Source organism: Candidatus Zymogenaceae bacterium, assembly GCA_016931225.1.
Classification (GTDB): domain Bacteria; phylum Desulfobacterota; class Zymogenia; order Zymogenales; family Zymogenaceae; genus JAFGFE01.
In genome coordinates, this window is record JAFGFE010000011.1 from 1 (window position 1) to 19,403 (window position 19,403).

Genomic DNA, 19,403 nt, shown 5'->3' on the forward strand with positions numbered 1-19,403 from the left:
ACGGTAGCCGAGGAAAGCGTAGCGTAGTATAGTAGAACCGTCTTGCAGGAAGGCAAACTGTCAACACAACTCGTGACTACCGCACATTATCGAAGGCTCTTGAAAAAATGGAGAAGGATAAAATAATTGATCTTCACCAAGCATTGAAAGAGGGATTCGATAAAATCTACGGCTGGACGAGCGACGAAGGCGGCATCAGGCATGGTTTTTTTGGTGAAGGTTCAGATGTTAATAAAGAGGACGCAAGTTTCATGCTGGTGGCGGCGTCCGCCTTTGTCAACTACCTCAAGGAAAAGGCCATCAAGGCGGGCGTGGACTTTAAAGCATCAGATTCCTAATCAAATAACCCCTCACCTCAGCACCGGTTTCTCGCCGGTGTATGTTTCTATCAGGTCGGAAAGCAGAGTCAGGAATTCATCCATGCCGGGCATGTCCCGGGCGTCGTTGATCCAGACCGAAACGTCATGGGTGTTTTCCCCGTCCTCAAGGATAAAGGTATACCGCACCTCGTCCGGTACGCCGGGGCGGTCCTCCGGGGACATGGAGGGGATATCCAGCGCCGTCACCGCGTCCCAGAGGCGCGCCGCCTCATCGTTTGTGAGGGTGAAGTCCCCGTAATCGACAACGTCCCCGGCCGTCTCATGGGAGATGCTCAAAACACCGTCTCCCGTGAGCAGTGCCCGCCATGCGCCCAGTCCCTGAATGTGATACGCCCCGCCGCTGTCGAAGATAAGGGCCTTTGCCGCATCTTCTCCGCCGCCGGCGCGTTCCCCGGGACAGGCGAGCAGAAAAAGCACTGCCGGCATCGTGATCATGAAAAGAAGTTTTCTTATAATCGATTTCATGGGCAAATCGTATCCTTTCCGTTATCCGAAGACATCGAGCTTCACCCCGCTAAAGAGGAACTGAGCCAACGCCCCGGCAATGGGGGGGAAGAAAAACGAGCAGGCGAAGCGAATGAGCGTGTATTTCCATCCCATCATGCCGATTTCCATGGGCATGCGGGAGATGGCCCACACCGACCAGGCAGTGAGATAGGCCACCATGGTGCCGATGCCCGCCCCGGAGCGCAACAGCCCCGCAGCGATGGGCATGCTCACGTACGGCCCGCCGGGGGTGACGGCCCCGGCCAGGGTGCCGATGATGATTCCCCGGAACCCGGATTCCCCCCCCACCCATCTCGCCACCGTCTCCGCAGGGACCAATTCCTGGATCATGCCGGCCATGATGAAGGCGAAGATGAGAAGCGGGGTGATCTCCAGAAACAGCTTCATCCCGCTGGTGACGCCGCCTATGTGTTCGCCCTCGCCCCGGAAGTATCCGACGGCCAGAAGGACGATGGCCAGAACACCCATAATGATCGTGGGTATAAGCATGGGCGATCTTCCTTTTTTCTGTGGTTTATTCATGCCGATCACGTGCGGTGCGATGTGGTTTGGTCTCTCTTGTCGATGTGCCGGGGGTGCGTTTTTGCATCGACCGGCTTTTCGGGTCGATAGTATCCATTCCCGGTGCCGGTGTCAATGGGAAATCCGTATCGAAAGGCGGCGGGGGAGATGCCGCTACGATTCCTCCTGCTGTCGCTTGAATCCTTCTGTGAGACTCTTTTTAAATCCGCCGGTGAAGTAGTTCTCCGGGATCTCTTTTGTGACCAGGCGGTCCTTCGGGATGTCCGGGAAGGTAAGCCCCAGCACGATGTAGAGGAAGCTCAGGATGACGTGAAATGTGGCGCCCCAGAGTATCTCCCGGCCGTCGTGGTCGTCGATGGTCAGCGCCGGAAACCGCCACTGGTCCCGGCCCGAGGCCTTCCTGATGTCGTCGGGGACGGCGAAGTCGATCCAGTGATAGTTCCGCTCGTCCAGGAAGGCGTCGAGCCCGGCGTAGACCAGCCGATCCACCTCCCAGTTGATGGCGACCGGCCAGCGTCCCGTAAGAAGGCCCACCGAGGGGTAGATGACCCGGCGAAAGGAGGTGAGGCCGTAGGCGGGAAGCGATCCCAGATAACGGACGCTCCTATATGGGAGGCCGGTTTCCTCCCATGCCTCCCTCAGGGCCGTGACCAGATAATCCGCGGCGATGCGAAAGCCGCGCCGTCCCGACACACGTCGGCCCACGGAAAGGCCCCGCCCCCGCACCAGGGGGGACAGCCCCCAGGAGACCAGGGCGCCGTGCCGGTGATCCCGCCGGGAGAGGTGCCCGCCGGGAAAGCAGAGGTCTCCGGGCTGAACCACATGGGGCGAGCGCTTGGTGAGTACGATATCGCAGTCGCCCGATTCGTTGTATCGGAGCAGCATCAAGACGCCGGACGTGGCGAACCGCACCCCTTTTTTCGACTCCTCGCTGATGGTGTTCTGTTTCTCTATGAAGTCATGGGGATGCTCGCCCAGCCGCCGGACGATCAGATCGGCGAATGTGCGGGGATTTTTTATACTATTTGGATCGACGGTAATGAGGGACATATTCCGGCTATTCCTTCCATCGGCGCTGGAGCGTCAGGTCGTTTGAAAAGGCCCACCGCTCCCCCGGTTCGTGGTACAGAAGTCCCACATCCGGGGCGAACGCCATCTCCAGCGTGTGAAGTGTATCGGGGGCGTCGAGATCGAAGGTGCCGGTCAGGACGACCACGACGCACTCATCGAAGGTCTTTCCCCTCTGGGTGATGGAGTAGTTCATGTCGACGATCTCGGCCGTCGCCGGGTATCCCATGATGAGATCGAACGTCTCCCACGAGGCGCCTTCGGCCAGGGGGAATTTCAGGAGATAGAGCCTCTCTCCTAATTCGTCCCGCCAGACCCCGGTTTCGTCCACGTAATAAAACACCTCGGACACCACCGGATCGAGGTTCTTGGTTTTTTCCGGCGTGTAGGGAACCGATTCCAGGCGAACGGTCACCCGGTTCCCCTCCCGGGCGATGACGGTATAGGTGTCGCCGGGGGTGTCGAATCCCTGGAGGAACCAGGAAAAGCCGGGATAGAGGGGGAAGTAGTCGTAATCGAGACGGGATGAATCCGTGGCAGTGATGAAGAATGTATATTTTTTTTTCGCTTCCACGCCCAGGGTATCGGCCTCGAACGAGTCGAGGAGTATCGTCCCCCGGTTGACCCCGGCGGTGGGCAGCGCCCTGACCCGAACACATGTCTCGTTCGGGATATCCGACTCGATGCAAAGTTCTATCACGGCGCCGTCCATGACTCCCAGATCCGAAAGGTCCCCGGGATTCATCAGGGCCAGGTGCTTCAGGGCGTATTCCTTGGGGGCGGGGAGGACCGTGAGAAGAATCGGCTCCGGGGACGCCGCGATCGGCTCGTCCAGGGCCGACGCAATTGATGGAACGCCCGCGGCAAAAAGCGACAGCACGGCGTACATGCACAGAGAGAAAACAATCCGTCCGCCGGGGATGGATGAGCGTTCGTTCGTTTGAGCCTTTCTCGGTCGGCGATTTTTCATCTTTTTTATCCTCATGATTCGATGCGTTCTGCGGTTTTGTAAATCTCGTCCACCAGACGGTGGGCGGCCACGGCGTCCTCGAAACCGGGGGAGTACGGTTTTTTTTCACACACCGCCTCGAGGAATCGGTAGTCCTCCATGACATAGGAGCCGATGGACCGATAATCCTGGGCCTCGAAAAAGCCTTTAGCCTTCGGGTCGGAAAAAGACTGCATGTCCAGAAAGCGGGCGAGGACCTCTCTCTCGCCCGTGAAACACTTCTCGTCGTCTCCCCGAGTGACCTCCACCGGGCCGATGAAGTCGTGATCGGTGCCCAGAAAGAGCCGCTCGAAGACGACCTCCAGCCTGCGGTTGGAGACCCGGGTGACCATGTCGTGCCAGATCGACATCAATACCCCCTCGGCGCCGTTTTGAAACCGCATGTTCACCCGGGCGTAATCCTCGATTCCCCGATGACCCGTCCGGTAGCGAAGGAGCGCCCGGTCGATATGGGGAGCGCCGAAAAAGGAGGTCAGGATGTCCAGATCGTGGATGCTGTGCTCGATAACGGTTCCGCCCCCGGCGACGGCGGTCTCCACCCGCCAGCGGGAGTCGTGCACCCCGCGGACGGGAAGGACCTGGTCGTCCCGCATGGCGATGAGGATGGGTGAACCGGTGTCCGATTCCTCGATGATCGATCGCATGTACGAGTATGTGGGGGAATGGCGAAGCACCAACCCCACGCCCCCCGTCACGCCGGCGTCACTCACCGCCCGGGACATCTCACACGCCCCCTCAAGATCGATATACAGCGGTTTTTCGCAGAAGATGTGCTTATTGTTCCGGGCCGCCTCTATAACCAGATCCTTATGAAAGGCCGTGGGTGTGGCGATGAACACCGCGTCTATGCGTGTGTCTTCCATGATTTCCCGGGCAGATGAGGCGATGCGATCGACCCCCATATACGTCACCAGGTTTTCCGCCTTCGTGATGTCCGGGTCGTACACCGAGCGGACATCCAGGTCTATCAGGCCCGAGTCCCCGATACCCTTGAGGCACAGGGCGTGGGCGGTGCCCAGAAGTCCCCCGCCGATGATGCCGATTGTCACGTCCGTCATTGATTCTGCTCCACGCTGCCGTCAGGTGGATGAAAAAAAAGGGGGGATAGAATCTATCCTCCGTATCCATATAAATTTACCACAAAATGACTGACCTCACAAGGAAAAGAGACCGTGGGTAGTGGGAAAGACACCTCCGTCGCCCGCATGCAGCTGATCCGTCGGGGGTGAAAGGGACTTCGATTCATGGCGAAGTGACCGGAAATGGTTGACTTTTTTATTACCCTTTGCTATATATTCCCGAAGAGACACAAGACTTCGGACGAATATGGCCGACGACGGAAAAACAGATCTGTATACCACCTACGACGCATTGATCCTGGCGGGTGATGGGAAGGGAAGCCGAGAAGTTTTTAATGAGAACAAGGCGCTTCTTACCATCAAGGGCCGGCCGACCATTGGATATATTATCGAAGCACTCAAGAATTCCCGCCATATCCGAGATATCTACATCGTCGGACCGAAGGATCGTCTCGAAAGCGCCCTGGCGGGTGATTCGTCCTTGACCGGAGGCGGGAACGTGGTGATCCTCGAGCAGTGGAACAACCTGATCGAAAATGCACTGAAAGGGTATCTCTCCACGATACCCGGACATACCGTCGGGACCGATCCGGACAGCTATCTCAACACGCCCTTTGCGGATAAAAAGGTACTGGCCCTTTCCTGTGACATGCCGCTATTGACCCCCTATGAGATCGACGAATTCCTGGAGGGCGTCGAGCCGGACACATATGACTACCAGGCCGGAATTACCAGCGACGAAACCCTCCACCACTATTACCCGGATCGCAGGAAGAAGAGAAAGGGCATCAGGCATGCATACTTTCATTTCAAAGAGGAGAATTACCGCCAGAACAATATGCATTTCGGGGCGCTGCTGAGGCTCAGAAACAAAATATACATCGAGAAGATGTATGAATATCGCCACCAGAGGGAGTGGAAGGACATTATCAAACTGGTTGTGGAGATACTCCGTACCGAGAAGGGGAGTTATAAGGCCCTTTATTATTTTGCATTGTTTCAGATGTGCATGTCCTTTACGTCGAAGGGATTATATCCACTGACAAACCTGTTTCGGCGGCTGATACACCTTTCGGACGTCGAGCGGTTGATAGGGATCATCCTGGGGACCCGTTTCAAGACCGTGGAAACCCACTATGGAGGCGGCGCCTTGGATATCGACAACGAGGCGGAGTTTGAGGCGATCAGGGAAAATTTCGAAGACTGGGCGGCCTATCAGAGACGACTCTCCGAGAAGAATGTGAAAGAGACATAAGGCCCCATCGATACACGAAAAAAAACAGCGGGGAAGCGGTGAGAGCTCCCCGCTGTTTTTTGTGTGATTTTTTTATGTGATCAGCCGCGAGGCATCATGTGCCTGATGGGGAGGATCGATCGGGCGGCGCCGTCGGTTTCGTCGATCTCGATGATAACTCCATTGACGATCGCCGCGCCCACGGCGGGTTTTGAGAAGACCTTCATACCGGTGGTGAAGCGCATGATCTCCTTTTGAATTTCAAATCCGGCCACCGAATCGTACGCCCCCACAAGGCCTATGTCGGTGATCGTCGCGGTACCCAGCTTCGTGACGGATTCATCGGCGGTCATCACCAGGGTGCCGGTGCCGATGAGGGCCGTCACCTCGCCGTCGATGAAATGCCGCATAGCCGCCTTCTCCGCGCTGGGGATGGAGAAAAAATCCACGATGATAATCCGCGCCTCGCTCCTGATGGTATCGATAATGCCGCGGATCATCGGAAACGGGTTATCCGGGAGTATCCGCTGGATGAAGGAATAGCCGGAGAGGTTGATGACACCCACCGGGACGCCGCCCGGTCCCGCGGGCACCACCACGGTCCCTTTCCCGGGGCTGTTTTCCGGCAGGTTGCAGGGCCTGAGGATACGGGGCTGGGTGTCGATGATATCCTGAAGGGTCTTTTGGTCCCACACGTTCTCACCGGTGGTAATCACATCCACCCCGGCGTCAAACATCTCCCGGGAGGCGTCCTCCGACAGGCCAATGCCTCCGGCGGCGAAGTTGCCGTTCGCCACCACAAAATCCGGCTTCTCGTCTTTCTCAGACAAGTATTCCAGATATCGGGCCAGGGCCTTCCTTCCGGTCGAGCCGACGATGACGCCGGTGATGAGAATCTTCATATCTCCACTTCCCGGATGCTCATGGTTTCAAGATGAAGCCTGGTAACGATTTTTCGCTTCTTGAAGAATCCGAGGTTTATCGCCTCGGTATCGCCGATCCGTTTTTGTTGAATCCGTGGATTGTGCACGTGGCCGAAAAAGGCGTAAGACGGCCGGTGGGTGAGGATATATTCCAAGAGGGCCGTACTTGATGATTCGTTTCGCTTGGGGATCACGTCAAAAGTCAGATCATCGTCCACCGGCGGGACGTGGGTGACGATGACGTCCACCGGTCCCAGCGACTCGATCCTTCTTTTGTATTCATCCTGAGTGATTTCTCCCGGAAAGCCGATGGTGCGAGGGCCCGAAGGGAGGCCCGAAACCATCCCGATCGTTCGACCTGAAAGCCTGACGACCCCGCTCTCCACAATCCGGCCTGCTCCGTCGAGCATCTCTTTCATGACGGCCGGGTAGTCGTCGTTGCCGTAGATGATGTAGTTCTCCTCGGGGAGGATGGCAGCCAGCGCCTCATATTCTGCCGTTATCCTGGGGAGCATTCGCTGATACTTTTCCTCTCCGGGGGTGGTGATCTCCCTGAACGCCTCCCGGATCAGATCCAGGTTGCCGGTGACCATTTCCTTGATGCCTGCGGCAAGCTCCTCGGGTGTGAAGGCCGCAGAGAGGATGGCCTTGGAAAAATCTTCAAAGTCCATGAAGGTGAGAGTGTCCCCGGCGATGATCAGGGTGTCGTCGGGGTGAAGCGCCCGGGCGAGGTCTTCGTAGGCGCCGTGAATATCTGCGGCGAGGACGATTTCTCCATTTCGCATATGGTTGTTCCCTTCGCGTCCGGGGATGTGTGAATGCACCTTTTGCCGTGCATCGATACGAAAAATACCTCGATATACGATTCGAGAGCACCCTCAAATTGAGAGGCTCCCGTCCCGGTTGGAGCGATTATCCGGTTATATCACAGACGTACAGGTATGTGCAAGCGTCACGGGCGACAGTTGAGCCATCAGAGCAATTTTTCCGGTCGTTTTACCGGGAGGATTTCCATTCGCCTTGACAGGCCGTACTCCCCTCGGATACTATAATTTGATGAGCAGGGAAACATATCGCTATGTCGTCGTAGCCGATGATTTCGGCATAACCGATGCCTCAAACCGGGGGGTGGCGCGCGCCGTCAATGCGGGGGTGCTGGATCACGTATCACTCATGCTGAAACGTCCGGCGTCCCGGGAGGCGGTGAAAATCGCACAGACGTGGACGGATGTGACGGTGGGGCTTCACGTGGATGTGGAGGATATCTTCGGGTTGACGGAAGAGTTCTGGATGGGGGCGCATCACCCAAAGGCAGGAGAGCGGCTCGGGGATGCCCGGCTGATTCAAAAGGTGCTGGAGGCGTCGAGGGTGGAAATCGAGGAGTTTCTCGGGCTGGGGTTTCCGCCCACATTTCTCAATTCCCACAACCACGTTCATTTCGTCCCTGAGGTCTTTTTCGACTTCACGGAGCTGGCGAGTGAGTACGGTTTTTCGTCGGTACGGTTTTCCCCAATCGATCCACTCTTTACCCATTCCGACATACCGATGCCGCAGACGCAGTTGGATCGGATGAAAGAAAAGTTGGAGCGGATGCATCTTGCCCACACCGATCGATACTTCATAACGCTCTTCCGTTTTTTCCCCCCGGCGCTGAAGCCGGGTACGACCGAGATCGTGGTGCACCCGCGGGAGGGAACCGGTGATATATACGAGCTCGATCTGGTGAAGCTCCTCTCCTGGGGTGCGTATTATCGGTCGGTGGAGTGCGAGGAGACGGTATTATGAGGTCGAGACCATTCATGCAATATGTCACCATGGCTCTTTCGGAGCTCCCCGAGGAATTTTCCCGGCGCCTTGATAACCTGGTCATCACCGTGGAACCGTACCCGAATCGCGAGGACCTGGCGTCGGTGGGATTAAAAGATCGCAGAAGCCTCCTGGGGCTGTTCCGGGGTCTCCCCTTCGGTCATGTCAGCTCGTTTCATGCGGGGCCCGTCATGCCGTCGGAGATCGTCTTGTACCAGGAGAACATTGAGCGTGTGGCCCGGACTGAACGGGAGCTGGTGGAACAGATTCGGGCGACGCTGCTGCACGAGATCGGCCATTACTTCGGTATGAGCGAAGAGGAGCTTGCCGAGTACACCTGACATGGCACGATACGCACGGGTGCTTTTATTCCTTTTTAAGAAAGGGTGTGTGATATGTGTGTGCGGGAAGTGAAAGCCGGCGTTCCGCCCCTATGCGCGGTGCTCATCGTGCTTATTCTGGCCGTGGCGACCGCATCCCCCGGCGCCGAGTATATTTTTTACCCGGATATCGTCTACGGCGGGTGCGACGGGTGCGATGAAAATCTGGTGAGCCTGGATGTCTACACACCGAAAGCGGATGGGCCGTCTCCCGTGGTGGTGTTCATTCACGGCGGCTCATGGCAGATCGGGGATAAAACGCGCGTCGGCGACAAGGCGGTCTATTTCACGGAAAACGGATTTGTCTTCGTCAGCGTGAACTACCGGCTCTCCCCCGAGGTGATACATCCGGTGCATATCCAGGACGTGGCCCGTGCCGTTGCGTGGGTGTATCGTAATATCGATGAATACGGCGGCGATCCGGATCGATTCTTCCTGATGGGCCATTCGGCGGGGGCGCACCTGGCGGCCCTGGCGACGTTGGACGAACGAAGGCTCGCGGTCGAGGGACTGGGCCCGGATATCATTTCGGGGGTGATCCTCCTGGACGGTGCGGGTTATGATATTCCCCTGCTCCTCTCCGGAGCCGGGAGGTTGTATGAAAAGCATTTCTTGCCTCCGTTCACCGACGAACCCCAAGTCTGGCGGGACGCATCGCCAATGCTTCACGTGGAGGACGATGAATCGCCGCCCCCGTTTCTCATCATATACGTCCGGGATCGTGAGGAGTCTTGTGTCCAGGCGGAGCTTCTGGCGGATCGCCTCACGAATGTGGGCGGTGACGTGACGCTCTACCACGCGCTGGAAAAGAACCACATCACCGTCAACAGAGCACTGGGGGACGAGGGCGACGAGGTGACGGCGGCCGTACATGATTTTATCGAGAAGACGATGGACGTGAAAAAGGACTGAGGGAGAAGGCAAAAAAACTTTGTTTACAAGGTTGTCGGCATTCCTTTATAATGAATTGCCGTGAGAAGCCCGTGATCTGTACCGGGCGGGGTTATCTATGGAATACGGATGCAATCGTGCAAAAATATGTTGTCATTATCGAGCTTTTAAAGGAGGTATTGTATGAGTGAACGAGTGGCGAGAGTTTCCGAGGTCATCGCCGGCTCCACCGTCAGCTTTGACGATGCCGTAAAAAAGGGGCTGAAGCGGGCCACCAAGACGCTTCGCAACATCGTCGGCGTGAAGGTCAAGGAATTTCGTATTCACGTGCAAGACGATGAGATCGAGGAGTATCGTGTCAATATGGATATCATCTTCCTGCTGGAAGAATGATATTGAAAAAAGAAACAGAAAACGAATCATAATAGATGGTTATAGATTCGACTAAGAACTGAACCAAAAACTGAACCAAAACTGAGGAAACAGGTCAACTATTCGACCTGTTTCTTCGGTTTTGGAAAGGTAATTATTTGGGACGGTTCCTCTCCTGAAACAAGAGGACTTTTGAACTCCATTGAACGGACGGCATTGTCTACCCTTTTTCCCATTACATGCACGTAGTATCGTTGTGTCGTCTCGAAACTGGAATGTCCGAGGATCTCTTTTTAAAACTGAAGGAGATACTCTTTTGGCTACTGCTCGACTGGCGAATGTCCGTTGGAATGTATGCAATGCCGTATATCTGGGGAACTCGAGTTCTCGGAGTACCAGGCGTAACCGAATCCTCATTTGATCGAGCATGCTTTCATTCTAAACACCCCAGTGTTTTTTGTAGATATGCAAACACCCTTAGATAAATTCATCACTAAGATGAAACAATAAATCAATTAGCCATACTTTATAATCAAGAGACTATGCCGTATTGTCTGTGTGTAAATATGACAAATTTAGAAAGAATTTCACTAAAAATTCTGTATCTATGCTATTAAGGGGTATAATAATGTAGAAAAAAAGTGTGCTTGCGCCTTTTCTTATCTCAAGTATAGAGAATATTAATGCAAATGACATCATATCCAGATTCCATCTCGAGTAAGGATATTCAGTCTGCCCTCGACGCTGCGAATGCTCTCATACTTATAATCGACGATAAAGGAAAGACAGCGTTCATCAACCGAAAAGGGGAAGAGATATTACAGAGGAACAGGAATGAAATCCTCGGAAAAGACTGGTTTCTGACCTGTCTTCCGGAAACTGAGGGCAAGATTATAAGGCAGGCATTTTTTGATGTACTTTCGGGTAAGATAGAGCTTCCAGAAAGAGTAGAAAATTATGTGGTCAGGAAGGATGAAGATAAGCGGCTTCTTTTATGGAAAAACTCTTTAATGAAAAATCATGCGGGAGATATCAGTGGCGTTTTTTGTATAGCAGATGATATTACCGATAATTCCGACCTTAATAAGGGAAAGAATCTTCTCTTTAACCTTTCACTTGATTTCCTTTGTATTGCAGGATTCGATGGATACTTTAAGCTCCTGAACCCGACCTGGGCCCTTGTTCTCGGATGGTCTGAGAAGGAATTGATGAGCAAACCATTTATTGAATTTGTACACCCCGATGACCGGGCAAGCACAATATCCGCCGCGGATTCGCTCCAGGACGGACAATTAGTATTTACCTTCGAAAACAGATATCAATGCAGAGACGGGAGTTATCGTTGGCTGTCTTGGAACTCGTTGCCAATGACAGATGAACAGATGATCATCGCCGTAGCTCGGAATGTGTCGGAACAAAAAACGGTAGAGCATCAATTACGTGAGAGCGAGCAAAATTTCAAGACACTGGCCGAATCCCTGCCCCTGGCGCTCGGTTTATACTCCCTGGAGTCTCAAAAAATCATATATCTAAATCCCGCATATGAACGGATCTACGGGTACTCAGTTGAATACCAATATGAAAATCCGCAGAAGTGGTTTGACATGATCCACAAGGAGGACCAGGATCGAGTTGTAAAGCTATTCATCGAAAGATATTCCGTCAGTTTTGATGTTGAATATCGTATATACCGACCCGATGGTGATTTGTGCTGGATCAGGCTCCATTACATACCACAGAAAAACGAAAACAAAGAAGTGGCACAAATTATCTGGTTTTCTGAAGATATAACTGAAAAGAAGAAATCAGAAGAAGAGTTGATTGCTTCTGAAAGAAATTACCGTGAAATCTTTAATGCTACAAACGAAGCCATTTTTGTGCACGATGCGAATACCGGCGAAATTTTCGACGTCAATCCTGCGATGTGTGAGATTTTTGGATACTCTTACAAAGAAGCCCTGGCACTCACGGTGGAAGACATCAGTGCCGGGACTCCGCCATACACGAGCAAAGAATCTCTTGAATGGATTCATAGAGCTGATACCGAAGGGCCACAGCTTTTTGAATGGCGCGCAAAAACAAAAAAAGGTGAATTATTATGGGTCGAGGTGAATCTCAAAAAGGGTTCCATCGGCGGTGTAGATCGTATACTGGCGGTTGTCAGAGACATAAGCGAGCGGAAAAACGCTGAGCAGGCCCTCATCAAATCGCAGATGGAGTATCTGACACTTTTTGAGGAATCCCCAATATCCCTCTGGGTTGAGGACTTCTCAGAAGTAAAAAAGCATATTGATAACCTCAGGGCATCTGGAATATCTAATTTTCGAGAACATTTTGAAGAACATCCTGAAGAAGTGAATTCATGCTTTGAGATGGTAAGGGTATTGAATATTAATAATACGACCGTCAGGATGTACAAGGCAAAAGACAAAAAGGAGTTTTTCAGAGGGCTCCATAATGTCTTTCACGAGGATGCGTATGCTTTTGCGAGGGAGGAGTTGTTAGCCATTGCGGAGGGCAAGACCTTTTTTGATGGTGAAACGGTAAATATGACACTGGATGGCGACATCATGGATATTGCCATTCGATGGACAACTGCTCCCGGGCACGAAGATACCTATTCAAGAGTTCTCGTTTCCATCACGGACCTGACCGAATACAAGAGAATAGAAAAACAGCTGCACCAAGTACAGAGAATGGAAACCGTCGCCACGCTGGCCGGGGGTGTCGCCCACGATTTTAATAATCTCTTGGTGGCTATTCTTGGATATGCCTCCTACCTGAAAACAAAGGTGGACGAGACTGATCCTTTATTCAAGGGACTAAACAATATCGAGTCATCAGCACTTAGGGCTTCCGATCTAACAACTCAACTGTTAACCTATACGCGACATCAAGAAAAGCAGGTCAAACCGATAGATCTCAATCGAGTTGTTAGAGAAGTATACGAGCTCATATCAAAAACATTTGAAAAAAATATTCGAATCAAGATAACGACCGCCGAAGATCTCAAGACCGTAGAGGGCGATGAATCACAGTTGAACCAGGTTGTCATGAATCTTGCAATGAATGCCCAACAGGCAATGCCGCGGGGCGGTGTATTGAAGATAGAGACTTCAATGGAGAATATACCTGAAAATATAAAACAGGGCCGATTATGCAAGATAATGGGACAAGCTATCTGCCTGAGAATCACAGATACCGGTATCGGCATGGACGATGATACCCAGAGAAGGATTTTTGAGCCCTATTTCACGACTAAGGAGAACAGTGGTGGAACGGGACTCGGGATGAGTGTTGTATACGGTATTGTTGAGGGCCATGGAGGTTTAATACATATAGAAACCACACCTGAGGTGGGTACAGAAATTGCTGTGTATCTACCGGCATCCCAAAAGAAAGAAAAAATCAGAAAAAAGAGAAGTGTTTTTCTGAAAGGCGGCACGGAAACCATACTTGTTATCGACGATGAAAGTATTGTGTTATCCACCATGAAGGATGCTCTTGAAGATGCCGGCTATAAGCTTATTACCTCCAATTCAGGACGAACGGGCATCGAGGCTTTTAAAGAGCATCAAGAACGGATTAAATTGGTGATTCTTGATATTAAAATGCCGGACATAAACGGAGAGGAAGTATTTCAAGAACTTAAGAAGATTAATGGTAACGTAAAAGTTCTCTTTGTAAGCGGATATGTGAACCCAAAGTTGCGAGTAAAGCTGCTTGATGATGGAGCTGCCGGTTTTCGTCCAAAACCATTTCTGGTATCCGAACTTCTTGAGGATATCAGAAAAATACTGGATTAATCAGTAAATTAGTCCGAGAGTTTGAGGAAGATCGTAACTTTTTCACGTAACATTTTTTAGATAATTTGGTTCAGTTCTGGAAGAGCTTTATTTAGTTTAGAAAGCACCAGTAAATACAAGTATTTATGATGTGATCTGTATACTGTTTGAGGAGTAATCTCCTGGAAAAAACGGACGGCGATTGATTGTCGTCCGTGTGGCATTGAAACGCCCCGGTGGGATACCGCCGGGGCGTTCCGCATGTGTGGGATTAAACGCGGATCTATCGTTTCAGGGTGTCGACGAGGAGGGCCGGGAGGTTCGAGATGATCCCCGATACTCCCATGTCGCGAAGCTCCCGCATACGCCCGGCATCGTCCACGGTCCAGGTGTTGACGAAGAGCCCCGCATCTTTTGCGGCATCGATCAGCTCCCCGGTGACGGTGCCGTGCTCCGGGTGGATACCGTCAGCAAGGGCGTTTTTGGCGGGGGCGATATGGTCGATGAGTCCTGCGTGGTAGAGGATGGCGGTCATTACCTTCGGGTCGATGGACTTGATTGTTTTGACGAGGCGGTGGTCGAACGAGCTGATGATGACCCGGTTGCTCATGGCGTGATCGTGTATGCGGGAAAGCGCATTCTCGGCGATTTTCGGGTAAACGATCGGGCCGCTCTTGATTTCAAGGTTCAGGGCCACATCGGTGTTTCCGATCAGTTCGAGAAGCTCGTCGAGGGTCATGATCCGCTCGCCGGCAAACGCTTCGCTCATCCACGAGCCGAAATCGAGCTTCTTGATCTGTGCGAGGGTCATATCCGCAACCAGGCCCGTTCCGTCGCTCAGGTGATCCACCGATTGGTCGTGAATGATCACCGGGACGCCGTCCTTGGTCTGGTTGATATCAGTCTCTATCATGTCGATGTCGTACGCCAGCGCCGATCGAAAGGCGGATTCGGTGTTCTGGGGCTTGACCAGCGGATCCCCCCGATGGGCGACGGCGAGGGTTCCTGAACTGATAAGGTCTCGTATCATGAGAGTTCCCCCTATAGATATGAGTGAAGACCTGCCAGGACGAAGTTGACGCCGAAGAAGGTAAACAACACCGCGAGAAAGCCGATGATCGAAAGGAGTGCGGTGCGCCTTCCCTGCCATCCGGCCATCAGCCGCGCATGGAGAAACAGGGCGTACACGATCCAGGTCACCAGGGACCAGGTCTCCTTCGGATCCCATGACCAATACGACCCCCACGCGTAGTGCGCCCATGCGGATCCGGTGATGATGCCGATGGTCAGAAGCGGCATCCCCACGAGGATTCCCCGGTAAATCAGCTCGTCCAGGGTCTTCTCAGGAGGGAGGATGCTCTCCTCCCTGTTTTTTCGCCACAGGTAAAGGATCGCCACCACGAAGGAGAAGGCGAAGGCGGCGTAGGAGAAGAAGCACGTCAGTACGTGAACCGTCAGCCAGTTGCTCTGGAGCGCCGGAATCAGCGGGCGAATGCTCCGCTCCACATCCGGCATCAGGGACGCATAGGCCAGGGCCAGAAGCGGCAGGGGCATCATGAACGTGCCCAGAAACGAATATCTCGTCTTCAGGCGAAAGATCAGATAGGTCAGGGTCAGAAACAGGGAGAAGACGATGAGGGATTCGTAGAGATTGGTCAGGGGTACGTGACCGTTCTCGAGAATCCGGTACGATTCGATCCAGCGGATGATAAGGGCTGTGAGATGGGCGATCGCCCCCAGTCCGGCGGCGATATCCCCGGCCGTAACGAAACCCTTTCGCTTTGTCAGGTGAAAGAGCATGAACAGAAGAAACGAAAGTCCGTACACGAACGTCACATACGTGAGTATTTCCGAGCTCAGCATAGCGTATCCTTGATGCGGTGAACGAGGGTGTGAAAGGCGTCATCGAAGCCGATACTGATACGTCCCGGGGCGCCGGAAACGGTCAGAGACGAGGATCCCTCGCCACTCTTTTCGATGACCGCCTTAAAACGCGGGCCCGTGCCCATTAATGGAAAGAGAAAGCCGATACAGATCAGAATGAAACCGATCCAGATGAAGGGGAGCCCCGGCTGCCTGACCGCGGATATCCCGGAATAGGGGACCTGGAAGTAGTCCGTAAGCGTGATGTAGAGGCCGTCCGACCCCGGTATCTCCACGGCCCCCTCGACCAGAGAGACCCAGAGGCCGTATTCTCCGCCGCTGGTTTGAACGAACAGGTGCACGGCGGGTCCCGTGCCCGCAAGGTCCGGGGAATAATCGACGATCATCACCAACAGGTCTCGTTCGGACAGCGATACCGGGATGAGAGGGAACATGTCCCCGGAATAGAGCGTTGTGCCGTCTGTCGATGTGATCTCCATTATCGCCCGCTCGAGGTCCATCCATAAGCTGATCTGGTAGAACCGCACCCCGTTGAATTCGGCGGGATGGTTCACCATGATGGAGGCGTCTTCGGTTTCCGTGTCCGTTATGAATGTAATGTTGCTGATATACTCCTTCGGAGTGCCGTCTTCATACTGTTCGAGGATGAATTCATTGAGCCTGATCGAGAAATCGAGGCTGTAGGCGGTGTTTTTGAACACGATAACGTCCGTGGCGGATCCCTCCCGAAGGGCCATATCGCCGGAAAAGCCGAACAAAAACGACAGGAGTCCCCCCAGGAGAATCAACAGGATGCTCACGTGCACGATGACCGCCCCCAGGGAGAACATCGGGCGAGGGAAGACGGAGACGGTTATGGTGTCGCCCTCCGATGATTCCGCGAGCCTGCGGGACGGTCGGGACATCTCCCGCCGTATGGTTTTTGTGATGGCCCCGACATCCTTTTCGGAGGAGAACGTTTCGCTCACTGTCGGGGCGTATCGGGGCTCGGTGCGGGAGAGGGCCGCCCGCAGTCGCCTGGGGGCGAAGGCGACGGTGCAGAGGATGATGTTTATTATCAGCAGGAGCAGAAGGGCGTTGAAGGTGACACTGTGGTATATGTCGGTTATGGAGAGAGACGTGAGGATATGATATCCCCGGTGGCCGAACCGGGAGACGTAATACTCCGGGGACTGATTTTGACCCACCAGAGTTCCCGCGGCACTCACGACGGCGATGAGGATCAGCACTACGACGGTGAACCTAACGGAGCGCAGATATGCCAGAGATTCCTTGATGATTGAAGACATGGTCGTTTTCCTGGAAAAAATATCAATCCGATCGGTGACAGGAGGTGCAGGTGATCTCCACCGAGCTGTTTCCTTCTTTGATCTCCCGGACGTGACACCCGACGCACGACAGGTGGAAGGCGGCCAGGGTCGAAGGGGTATCGTCATTCGGGTGCGAGACGTGGCACTCACCGCAGGCGGGGGGAGTCTCACCCAGGTTTGATGTGTGATGACACATCCTGCACGACGGCGGGGATGTCCCGGTGGCGCCGTGTTCTTCGTGGATGAAGGTCACAGGGCCTGTGCCCCTGTCATATTCATCCAGGGTGATGAGGGCGGAGCCTGAGCCGGCGTCTCCCTGGGCCAGAGTCAGGGCCCAGCCGAAAGCAATCGCCGCAGCTATTACGATACCTATCGTCAGCGTCGTCACCCCCGATTTTTTCGTCCGTGAAGGAGCCACAATTATTCCTTTACTTCAAACCAGGCGCATGTCAACCCGTGGACTATTCGGTCTCACGGAGTTTTTTGTCCGCCTGGAGAATGGAGTCTCTGGTTTCGGCCCGCCGGGCCTCCAAGGCCTTCTGTACGCTCTCGTCGGTGACGGCGATGATCTGCGCCGCCAGGATCGCCGCGTTCTTCGCGCCGGCCTTTCCGATGCCCACGGTGGCCACCGGGATTCCGGGCGGCATCTGTACCGTGGAGAGGAGCGAGTCGACGCCCACAAGATCCGAAGAGGCCAGGGGCACGCCGATGACCGGGAGGGTGGTCTTTGAGGCGATGACCCCCGCCAGGTGGGCGGCGTACCCTGCGCCGGCGATGATGACTTGTGTCCCCCGATCTCTTGCGGCTTTCGCCAACTCATCGGTGGCATCGGGGGTTCGATGGGCCGAGGCGATACGCATCTGAGCGGAGATATTGAGCTCATCCAGGGTTTTCTTCGCCTCCTGCATCACCGGGAGATCGGATGCGCTCCCCATGACGATCAGGACCTGTTCATGAGCCATACTTCAATCCTTTCGCGCCGATGTCGGTTCTGTAGTGCGCCTCGTGAAAGTCGATGAGATCAACCGCCTCATAGGCGAGGTCTATCGCGCCCTTCAGGTCTTCTCCCAGGGCCGTCACGCCCAGCACCCGGCCGCCGGCGCTGTTGAGGAATTTCCCCACCATGGTGGTGCCCGCATGAAAGACGACCACGTCGTCTAATGACTCGGCCCTGTTTACGCCGAAAATCTGTCGCCCGATTTGGTACTTGCCCGGGTAACCGCCGCTTGCCATCACCACGCAGACCGCAGGACGGGGATCCCAGTCGAGAGTGTGGCCTGCGAGCTTTCCATCGATGGCGGCGTCAATGATCGGGCTCAGGTCGCTTTTCAGGCGCATCAAAAGCGGCTGGGCCTCGGGATCGCCGAAGCGGGCGTTAAACTCCAGCACCTTCGGCTCCCCCTTGGAGATCATCAATCCCGCGTAGAGTATGCCGACATACGGATGCCCCTCCGCCTTCATGGCCCGAACCGTGGGGATCATGATCTCCCGCATGGTCCGCTCGAAAAGCTCGTCTGTGATCACCGGCGCGGGGGAATATGCGCCCATGCCCCCGGTGTTGGGGCCGTTGTCGTTGTTGTATACCGGCTTGTGATCCTGGGAGGTGGCAAGCGGCAGGACCGTTTCGCCGTCGCTGAACGCCAGAAACGAGGCCTCCTCTCCCTTCAGCAACTCCTCCACCACCAACCGGTTGCCCGCGGCGCCGAATTCCTTCTTGACCATGATGCGATCCACGGCGTCGACGGCGTCCTGAAGCGTATGACACGGCAGAACACCCTTGCCCGCCGCCAGGCCGTCGGCCTTGATGACCATGGGACGGCCGAAATTGATGATGTAGTTACGGGCGTCTTCGGGAGAGTCGAATACGTCGAATTCGGCGGTGGGGATGTTGTACTTTTTCATGAGGTTCTTGCTGAAGGACTTGCTTCCCTCGATTCGGGCGGCAGATCTATTCGGGCCGAATATCCTCAAACCCCGTTTCGTAAACGTATCGACGATGCCCTTGGTGAGCGGTTCCTCGGGGCCGACGATGGTCAGGTCGATTTCCTCCCGGACGGCGATATCCGCCAGGTAGTCGATGTCATCGACCTTGCTTGGGACGTTCGTTCCGATCTTTGATGTGCCGCCGTTTCCCGGAGCGGTGAATATCTTTGAGATCCGCTGTTCCTGGGAGAGCTTCCAGGCCAGGGCGTGTTCCCGGCCGCCTCCGCCAATGATCAGTACCTTCATGGTTTACCTCGTCATCTATCGAAT

The 19,403-nt window shown here is 54.3% G+C and carries 20 protein-coding genes; 7 read left to right on the forward strand and 13 right to left on the reverse strand.

From position 1 onward, the window contains the following. The first annotated feature begins 107 nt into the window (after nt 1-107). On the forward strand, nt 108-338 hold the full coding sequence (locus JW885_04790; GenBank protein MBN1881470.1) for a hypothetical protein: 231 nt from the start codon (nt 108-110) through the stop codon (nt 336-338). Nucleotides 339-350: 12 nt separating this feature from the next. Here the strand turns inward: JW885_04790 and JW885_04795 are convergent, their stop codons facing one another. The 5 genes from JW885_04795 to JW885_04815 all read right to left on the reverse strand — a co-directional run bounded on the left by JW885_04795 (nt 351) and on the right by JW885_04815 (nt 4,544). Further along, nucleotides 351-845: a hypothetical protein gene (locus tag JW885_04795; protein MBN1881471.1), complete on the reverse strand. Its 495-nt coding sequence runs from the start codon at nt 843-845 to the stop codon at nt 351-353. Between the two features lie 21 nt (nt 846-866). After that, nucleotides 867-1,409 carry a permease gene (locus JW885_04800; protein ID MBN1881472.1) on the reverse strand — a complete coding sequence of 181 codons (543 nt, stop codon included), beginning with the start codon at nt 1,407-1,409 and terminating at the stop codon, nt 867-869. A 153-nt stretch (nt 1,410-1,562) separates the two neighbouring features. Next, on the reverse strand, nt 1,563-2,459 hold the full coding sequence (locus JW885_04805; protein MBN1881473.1) for a CoA pyrophosphatase: 897 nt from the start codon (nt 2,457-2,459) through the stop codon (nt 1,563-1,565). A 7-nt stretch (nt 2,460-2,466) separates the two neighbouring features. Next, entirely contained in the window at nt 2,467-3,447 is a 981-nt protein-coding gene (locus JW885_04810; protein ID MBN1881474.1) for a hypothetical protein, read from the reverse strand. Between the two features lie 11 nt (nt 3,448-3,458). Next, nucleotides 3,459-4,544 (reverse strand): Gfo/Idh/MocA family oxidoreductase, encoded by a 1,086-nt coding sequence (locus tag JW885_04815; protein ID MBN1881475.1) that lies wholly within the window; start codon nt 4,542-4,544, stop codon nt 3,459-3,461. A 268-nt stretch (nt 4,545-4,812) separates the two neighbouring features. On the opposite strand from JW885_04815, the gene JW885_04820 reads away from it, so the two are divergent. Next, entirely contained in the window at nt 4,813-5,820 is a 1,008-nt protein-coding gene (locus JW885_04820; protein ID MBN1881476.1) for a nucleotidyltransferase family protein, read from the forward strand. 80 nt (nt 5,821-5,900) lie between these two features. Here the strand turns inward: JW885_04820 and JW885_04825 are convergent, their stop codons facing one another. Next, nucleotides 5,901-6,701 (reverse strand): YmdB family metallophosphoesterase, encoded by an 801-nt coding sequence (locus tag JW885_04825; protein MBN1881477.1) that lies wholly within the window; start codon nt 6,699-6,701, stop codon nt 5,901-5,903. After that, the gene (locus JW885_04830) at nt 6,698-7,507 is read right to left on the reverse strand and encodes a metallophosphoesterase (GenBank protein MBN1881478.1); all 810 of its coding nucleotides are present in this window, start codon (nt 7,505-7,507) and stop codon (nt 6,698-6,700) included. Before JW885_04830 ends, JW885_04825 begins: the two co-directional genes overlap by 4 nt. 271 nt (nt 7,508-7,778) lie before the next feature. Here JW885_04830 and JW885_04835 point away from each other — a divergent pair, with 271 nt between their 5' ends. The 5 genes from JW885_04835 (at nt 7,779) to JW885_04855 (ending at nt 13,977) form a co-directional block, all read left to right on the forward strand. Beyond that, nucleotides 7,779-8,507 (forward strand): ChbG/HpnK family deacetylase, encoded by a 729-nt coding sequence (locus JW885_04835; protein MBN1881479.1) that lies wholly within the window; start codon nt 7,779-7,781, stop codon nt 8,505-8,507. Further along, entirely contained in the window at nt 8,504-8,869 is a 366-nt protein-coding gene (locus JW885_04840; protein ID MBN1881480.1) for a metallopeptidase family protein, read from the forward strand. The genes JW885_04835 and JW885_04840 overlap by 4 nt, the downstream gene beginning before the upstream one ends. A 60-nt stretch (nt 8,870-8,929) precedes the next feature. Further along, complete coding sequence (locus JW885_04845) at nt 8,930-9,820, forward strand: alpha/beta hydrolase (GenBank protein MBN1881481.1); 891 nt, start codon at nt 8,930-8,932, stop codon at nt 9,818-9,820. A gap of 162 nt (nt 9,821-9,982) precedes the next feature. Continuing rightward, a complete protein-coding gene (locus JW885_04850; protein ID MBN1881482.1) occupies nt 9,983-10,192 on the forward strand; it encodes a dodecin domain-containing protein in 210 nt (69 codons plus the stop codon). A 662-nt stretch (nt 10,193-10,854) separates the two neighbouring features. Further along, complete coding sequence (locus JW885_04855) at nt 10,855-13,977, forward strand: PAS domain S-box protein (protein ID MBN1881483.1); 3,123 nt, start codon at nt 10,855-10,857, stop codon at nt 13,975-13,977. 262 nt (nt 13,978-14,239) lie between these two features. On the opposite strand, the gene JW885_04860 is transcribed toward JW885_04855, so the two are convergent. The 6 genes from JW885_04860 to purD are packed head-to-tail and all read right to left on the reverse strand — an operon-like array spanning nt 14,240 to nt 19,379. Further along, nucleotides 14,240-14,986, reverse strand: a complete 747-nt coding sequence (locus JW885_04860) for a glycerophosphodiester phosphodiesterase (GenBank protein MBN1881484.1) — start codon at nt 14,984-14,986, stop codon at nt 14,240-14,242. A gap of 11 nt (nt 14,987-14,997) precedes the next feature. Continuing rightward, nucleotides 14,998-15,819 carry a c-type cytochrome biogenesis protein CcsB gene (gene ccsB, locus JW885_04865; GenBank protein MBN1881485.1) on the reverse strand — a complete coding sequence of 274 codons (822 nt, stop codon included), beginning with the start codon at nt 15,817-15,819 and terminating at the stop codon, nt 14,998-15,000. Next, entirely contained in the window at nt 15,813-17,129 is a 1,317-nt protein-coding gene (locus tag JW885_04870; GenBank protein MBN1881486.1) for a cytochrome c biogenesis protein ResB, read from the reverse strand. Before JW885_04870 ends, ccsB begins: the two co-directional genes overlap by 7 nt. A gap of 22 nt (nt 17,130-17,151) precedes the next feature. Continuing rightward, nucleotides 17,152-17,568, reverse strand: a complete 417-nt coding sequence (locus tag JW885_04875) for a cytochrome c3 family protein (protein MBN1881487.1) — start codon at nt 17,566-17,568, stop codon at nt 17,152-17,154. Between the two features lie 43 nt (nt 17,569-17,611). Beyond that, on the reverse strand, nt 17,612-18,112 hold the full coding sequence (gene purE / locus JW885_04880) for a 5-(carboxyamino)imidazole ribonucleotide mutase (GenBank protein MBN1881488.1): 501 nt from the start codon (nt 18,110-18,112) through the stop codon (nt 17,612-17,614). Then, the gene (gene purD / locus JW885_04885) at nt 18,102-19,379 is read right to left on the reverse strand and encodes a phosphoribosylamine--glycine ligase (protein MBN1881489.1); all 1,278 of its coding nucleotides are present in this window, start codon (nt 19,377-19,379) and stop codon (nt 18,102-18,104) included. The genes purE and purD overlap by 11 nt, the downstream gene beginning before the upstream one ends. Nucleotides 19,380-19,403 lie beyond the last annotated feature (24 nt).

What these genes read in the sequence shown, in the direction of transcription:
- JW885_04790 (MBN1881470.1), top strand. Translation starts at nt 108, where the DNA reads ATGGAGAAGGATAAAATAATTGATCTTCACCAAGCATTGAAAGAGGGA.
- JW885_04795 (MBN1881471.1), bottom strand. Translation starts at nt 845, where the DNA reads ATGAAATCGATTATAAGAAAACTTCTTTTCATGATCACGATGCCGGCA.
- JW885_04800 (MBN1881472.1), bottom strand. Translation starts at nt 1,409, where the DNA reads ATGAATAAACCACAGAAAAAAGGAAGATCGCCCATGCTTATACCCACG.
- JW885_04805 (MBN1881473.1), bottom strand. Translation starts at nt 2,459, where the DNA reads ATGTCCCTCATTACCGTCGATCCAAATAGTATAAAAAATCCCCGCACA.
- JW885_04810 (MBN1881474.1), bottom strand. Translation starts at nt 3,447, where the DNA reads ATGAAAAATCGCCGACCGAGAAAGGCTCAAACGAACGAACGCTCATCC.
- JW885_04815 (MBN1881475.1), bottom strand. Translation starts at nt 4,544, where the DNA reads ATGACGGACGTGACAATCGGCATCATCGGCGGGGGACTTCTGGGCACC.
- JW885_04820 (MBN1881476.1), top strand. Translation starts at nt 4,813, where the DNA reads ATGGCCGACGACGGAAAAACAGATCTGTATACCACCTACGACGCATTG.
- JW885_04825 (MBN1881477.1), bottom strand. Translation starts at nt 6,701, where the DNA reads ATGAAGATTCTCATCACCGGCGTCATCGTCGGCTCGACCGGAAGGAAG.
- JW885_04830 (MBN1881478.1), bottom strand. Translation starts at nt 7,507, where the DNA reads ATGCGAAATGGAGAAATCGTCCTCGCCGCAGATATTCACGGCGCCTAC.
- JW885_04835 (MBN1881479.1), top strand. Translation starts at nt 7,779, where the DNA reads ATGAGCAGGGAAACATATCGCTATGTCGTCGTAGCCGATGATTTCGGC.
- JW885_04840 (MBN1881480.1), top strand. Translation starts at nt 8,504, where the DNA reads ATGAGGTCGAGACCATTCATGCAATATGTCACCATGGCTCTTTCGGAG.
- JW885_04850 (MBN1881482.1), top strand. Translation starts at nt 9,983, where the DNA reads ATGAGTGAACGAGTGGCGAGAGTTTCCGAGGTCATCGCCGGCTCCACC.
- JW885_04855 (MBN1881483.1), top strand. Translation starts at nt 10,855, where the DNA reads ATGCAAATGACATCATATCCAGATTCCATCTCGAGTAAGGATATTCAG.
- JW885_04860 (MBN1881484.1), bottom strand. Translation starts at nt 14,986, where the DNA reads ATGATACGAGACCTTATCAGTTCAGGAACCCTCGCCGTCGCCCATCGG.
- ccsB (MBN1881485.1), bottom strand. Translation starts at nt 15,819, where the DNA reads ATGCTGAGCTCGGAAATACTCACGTATGTGACGTTCGTGTACGGACTT.
- JW885_04870 (MBN1881486.1), bottom strand. Translation starts at nt 17,129, where the DNA reads ATGTCTTCAATCATCAAGGAATCTCTGGCATATCTGCGCTCCGTTAGG.
- purE (MBN1881488.1), bottom strand. Translation starts at nt 18,112, where the DNA reads ATGGCTCATGAACAGGTCCTGATCGTCATGGGGAGCGCATCCGATCTC.
- purD (MBN1881489.1), bottom strand. Translation starts at nt 19,379, where the DNA reads ATGAAGGTACTGATCATTGGCGGAGGCGGCCGGGAACACGCCCTGGCC.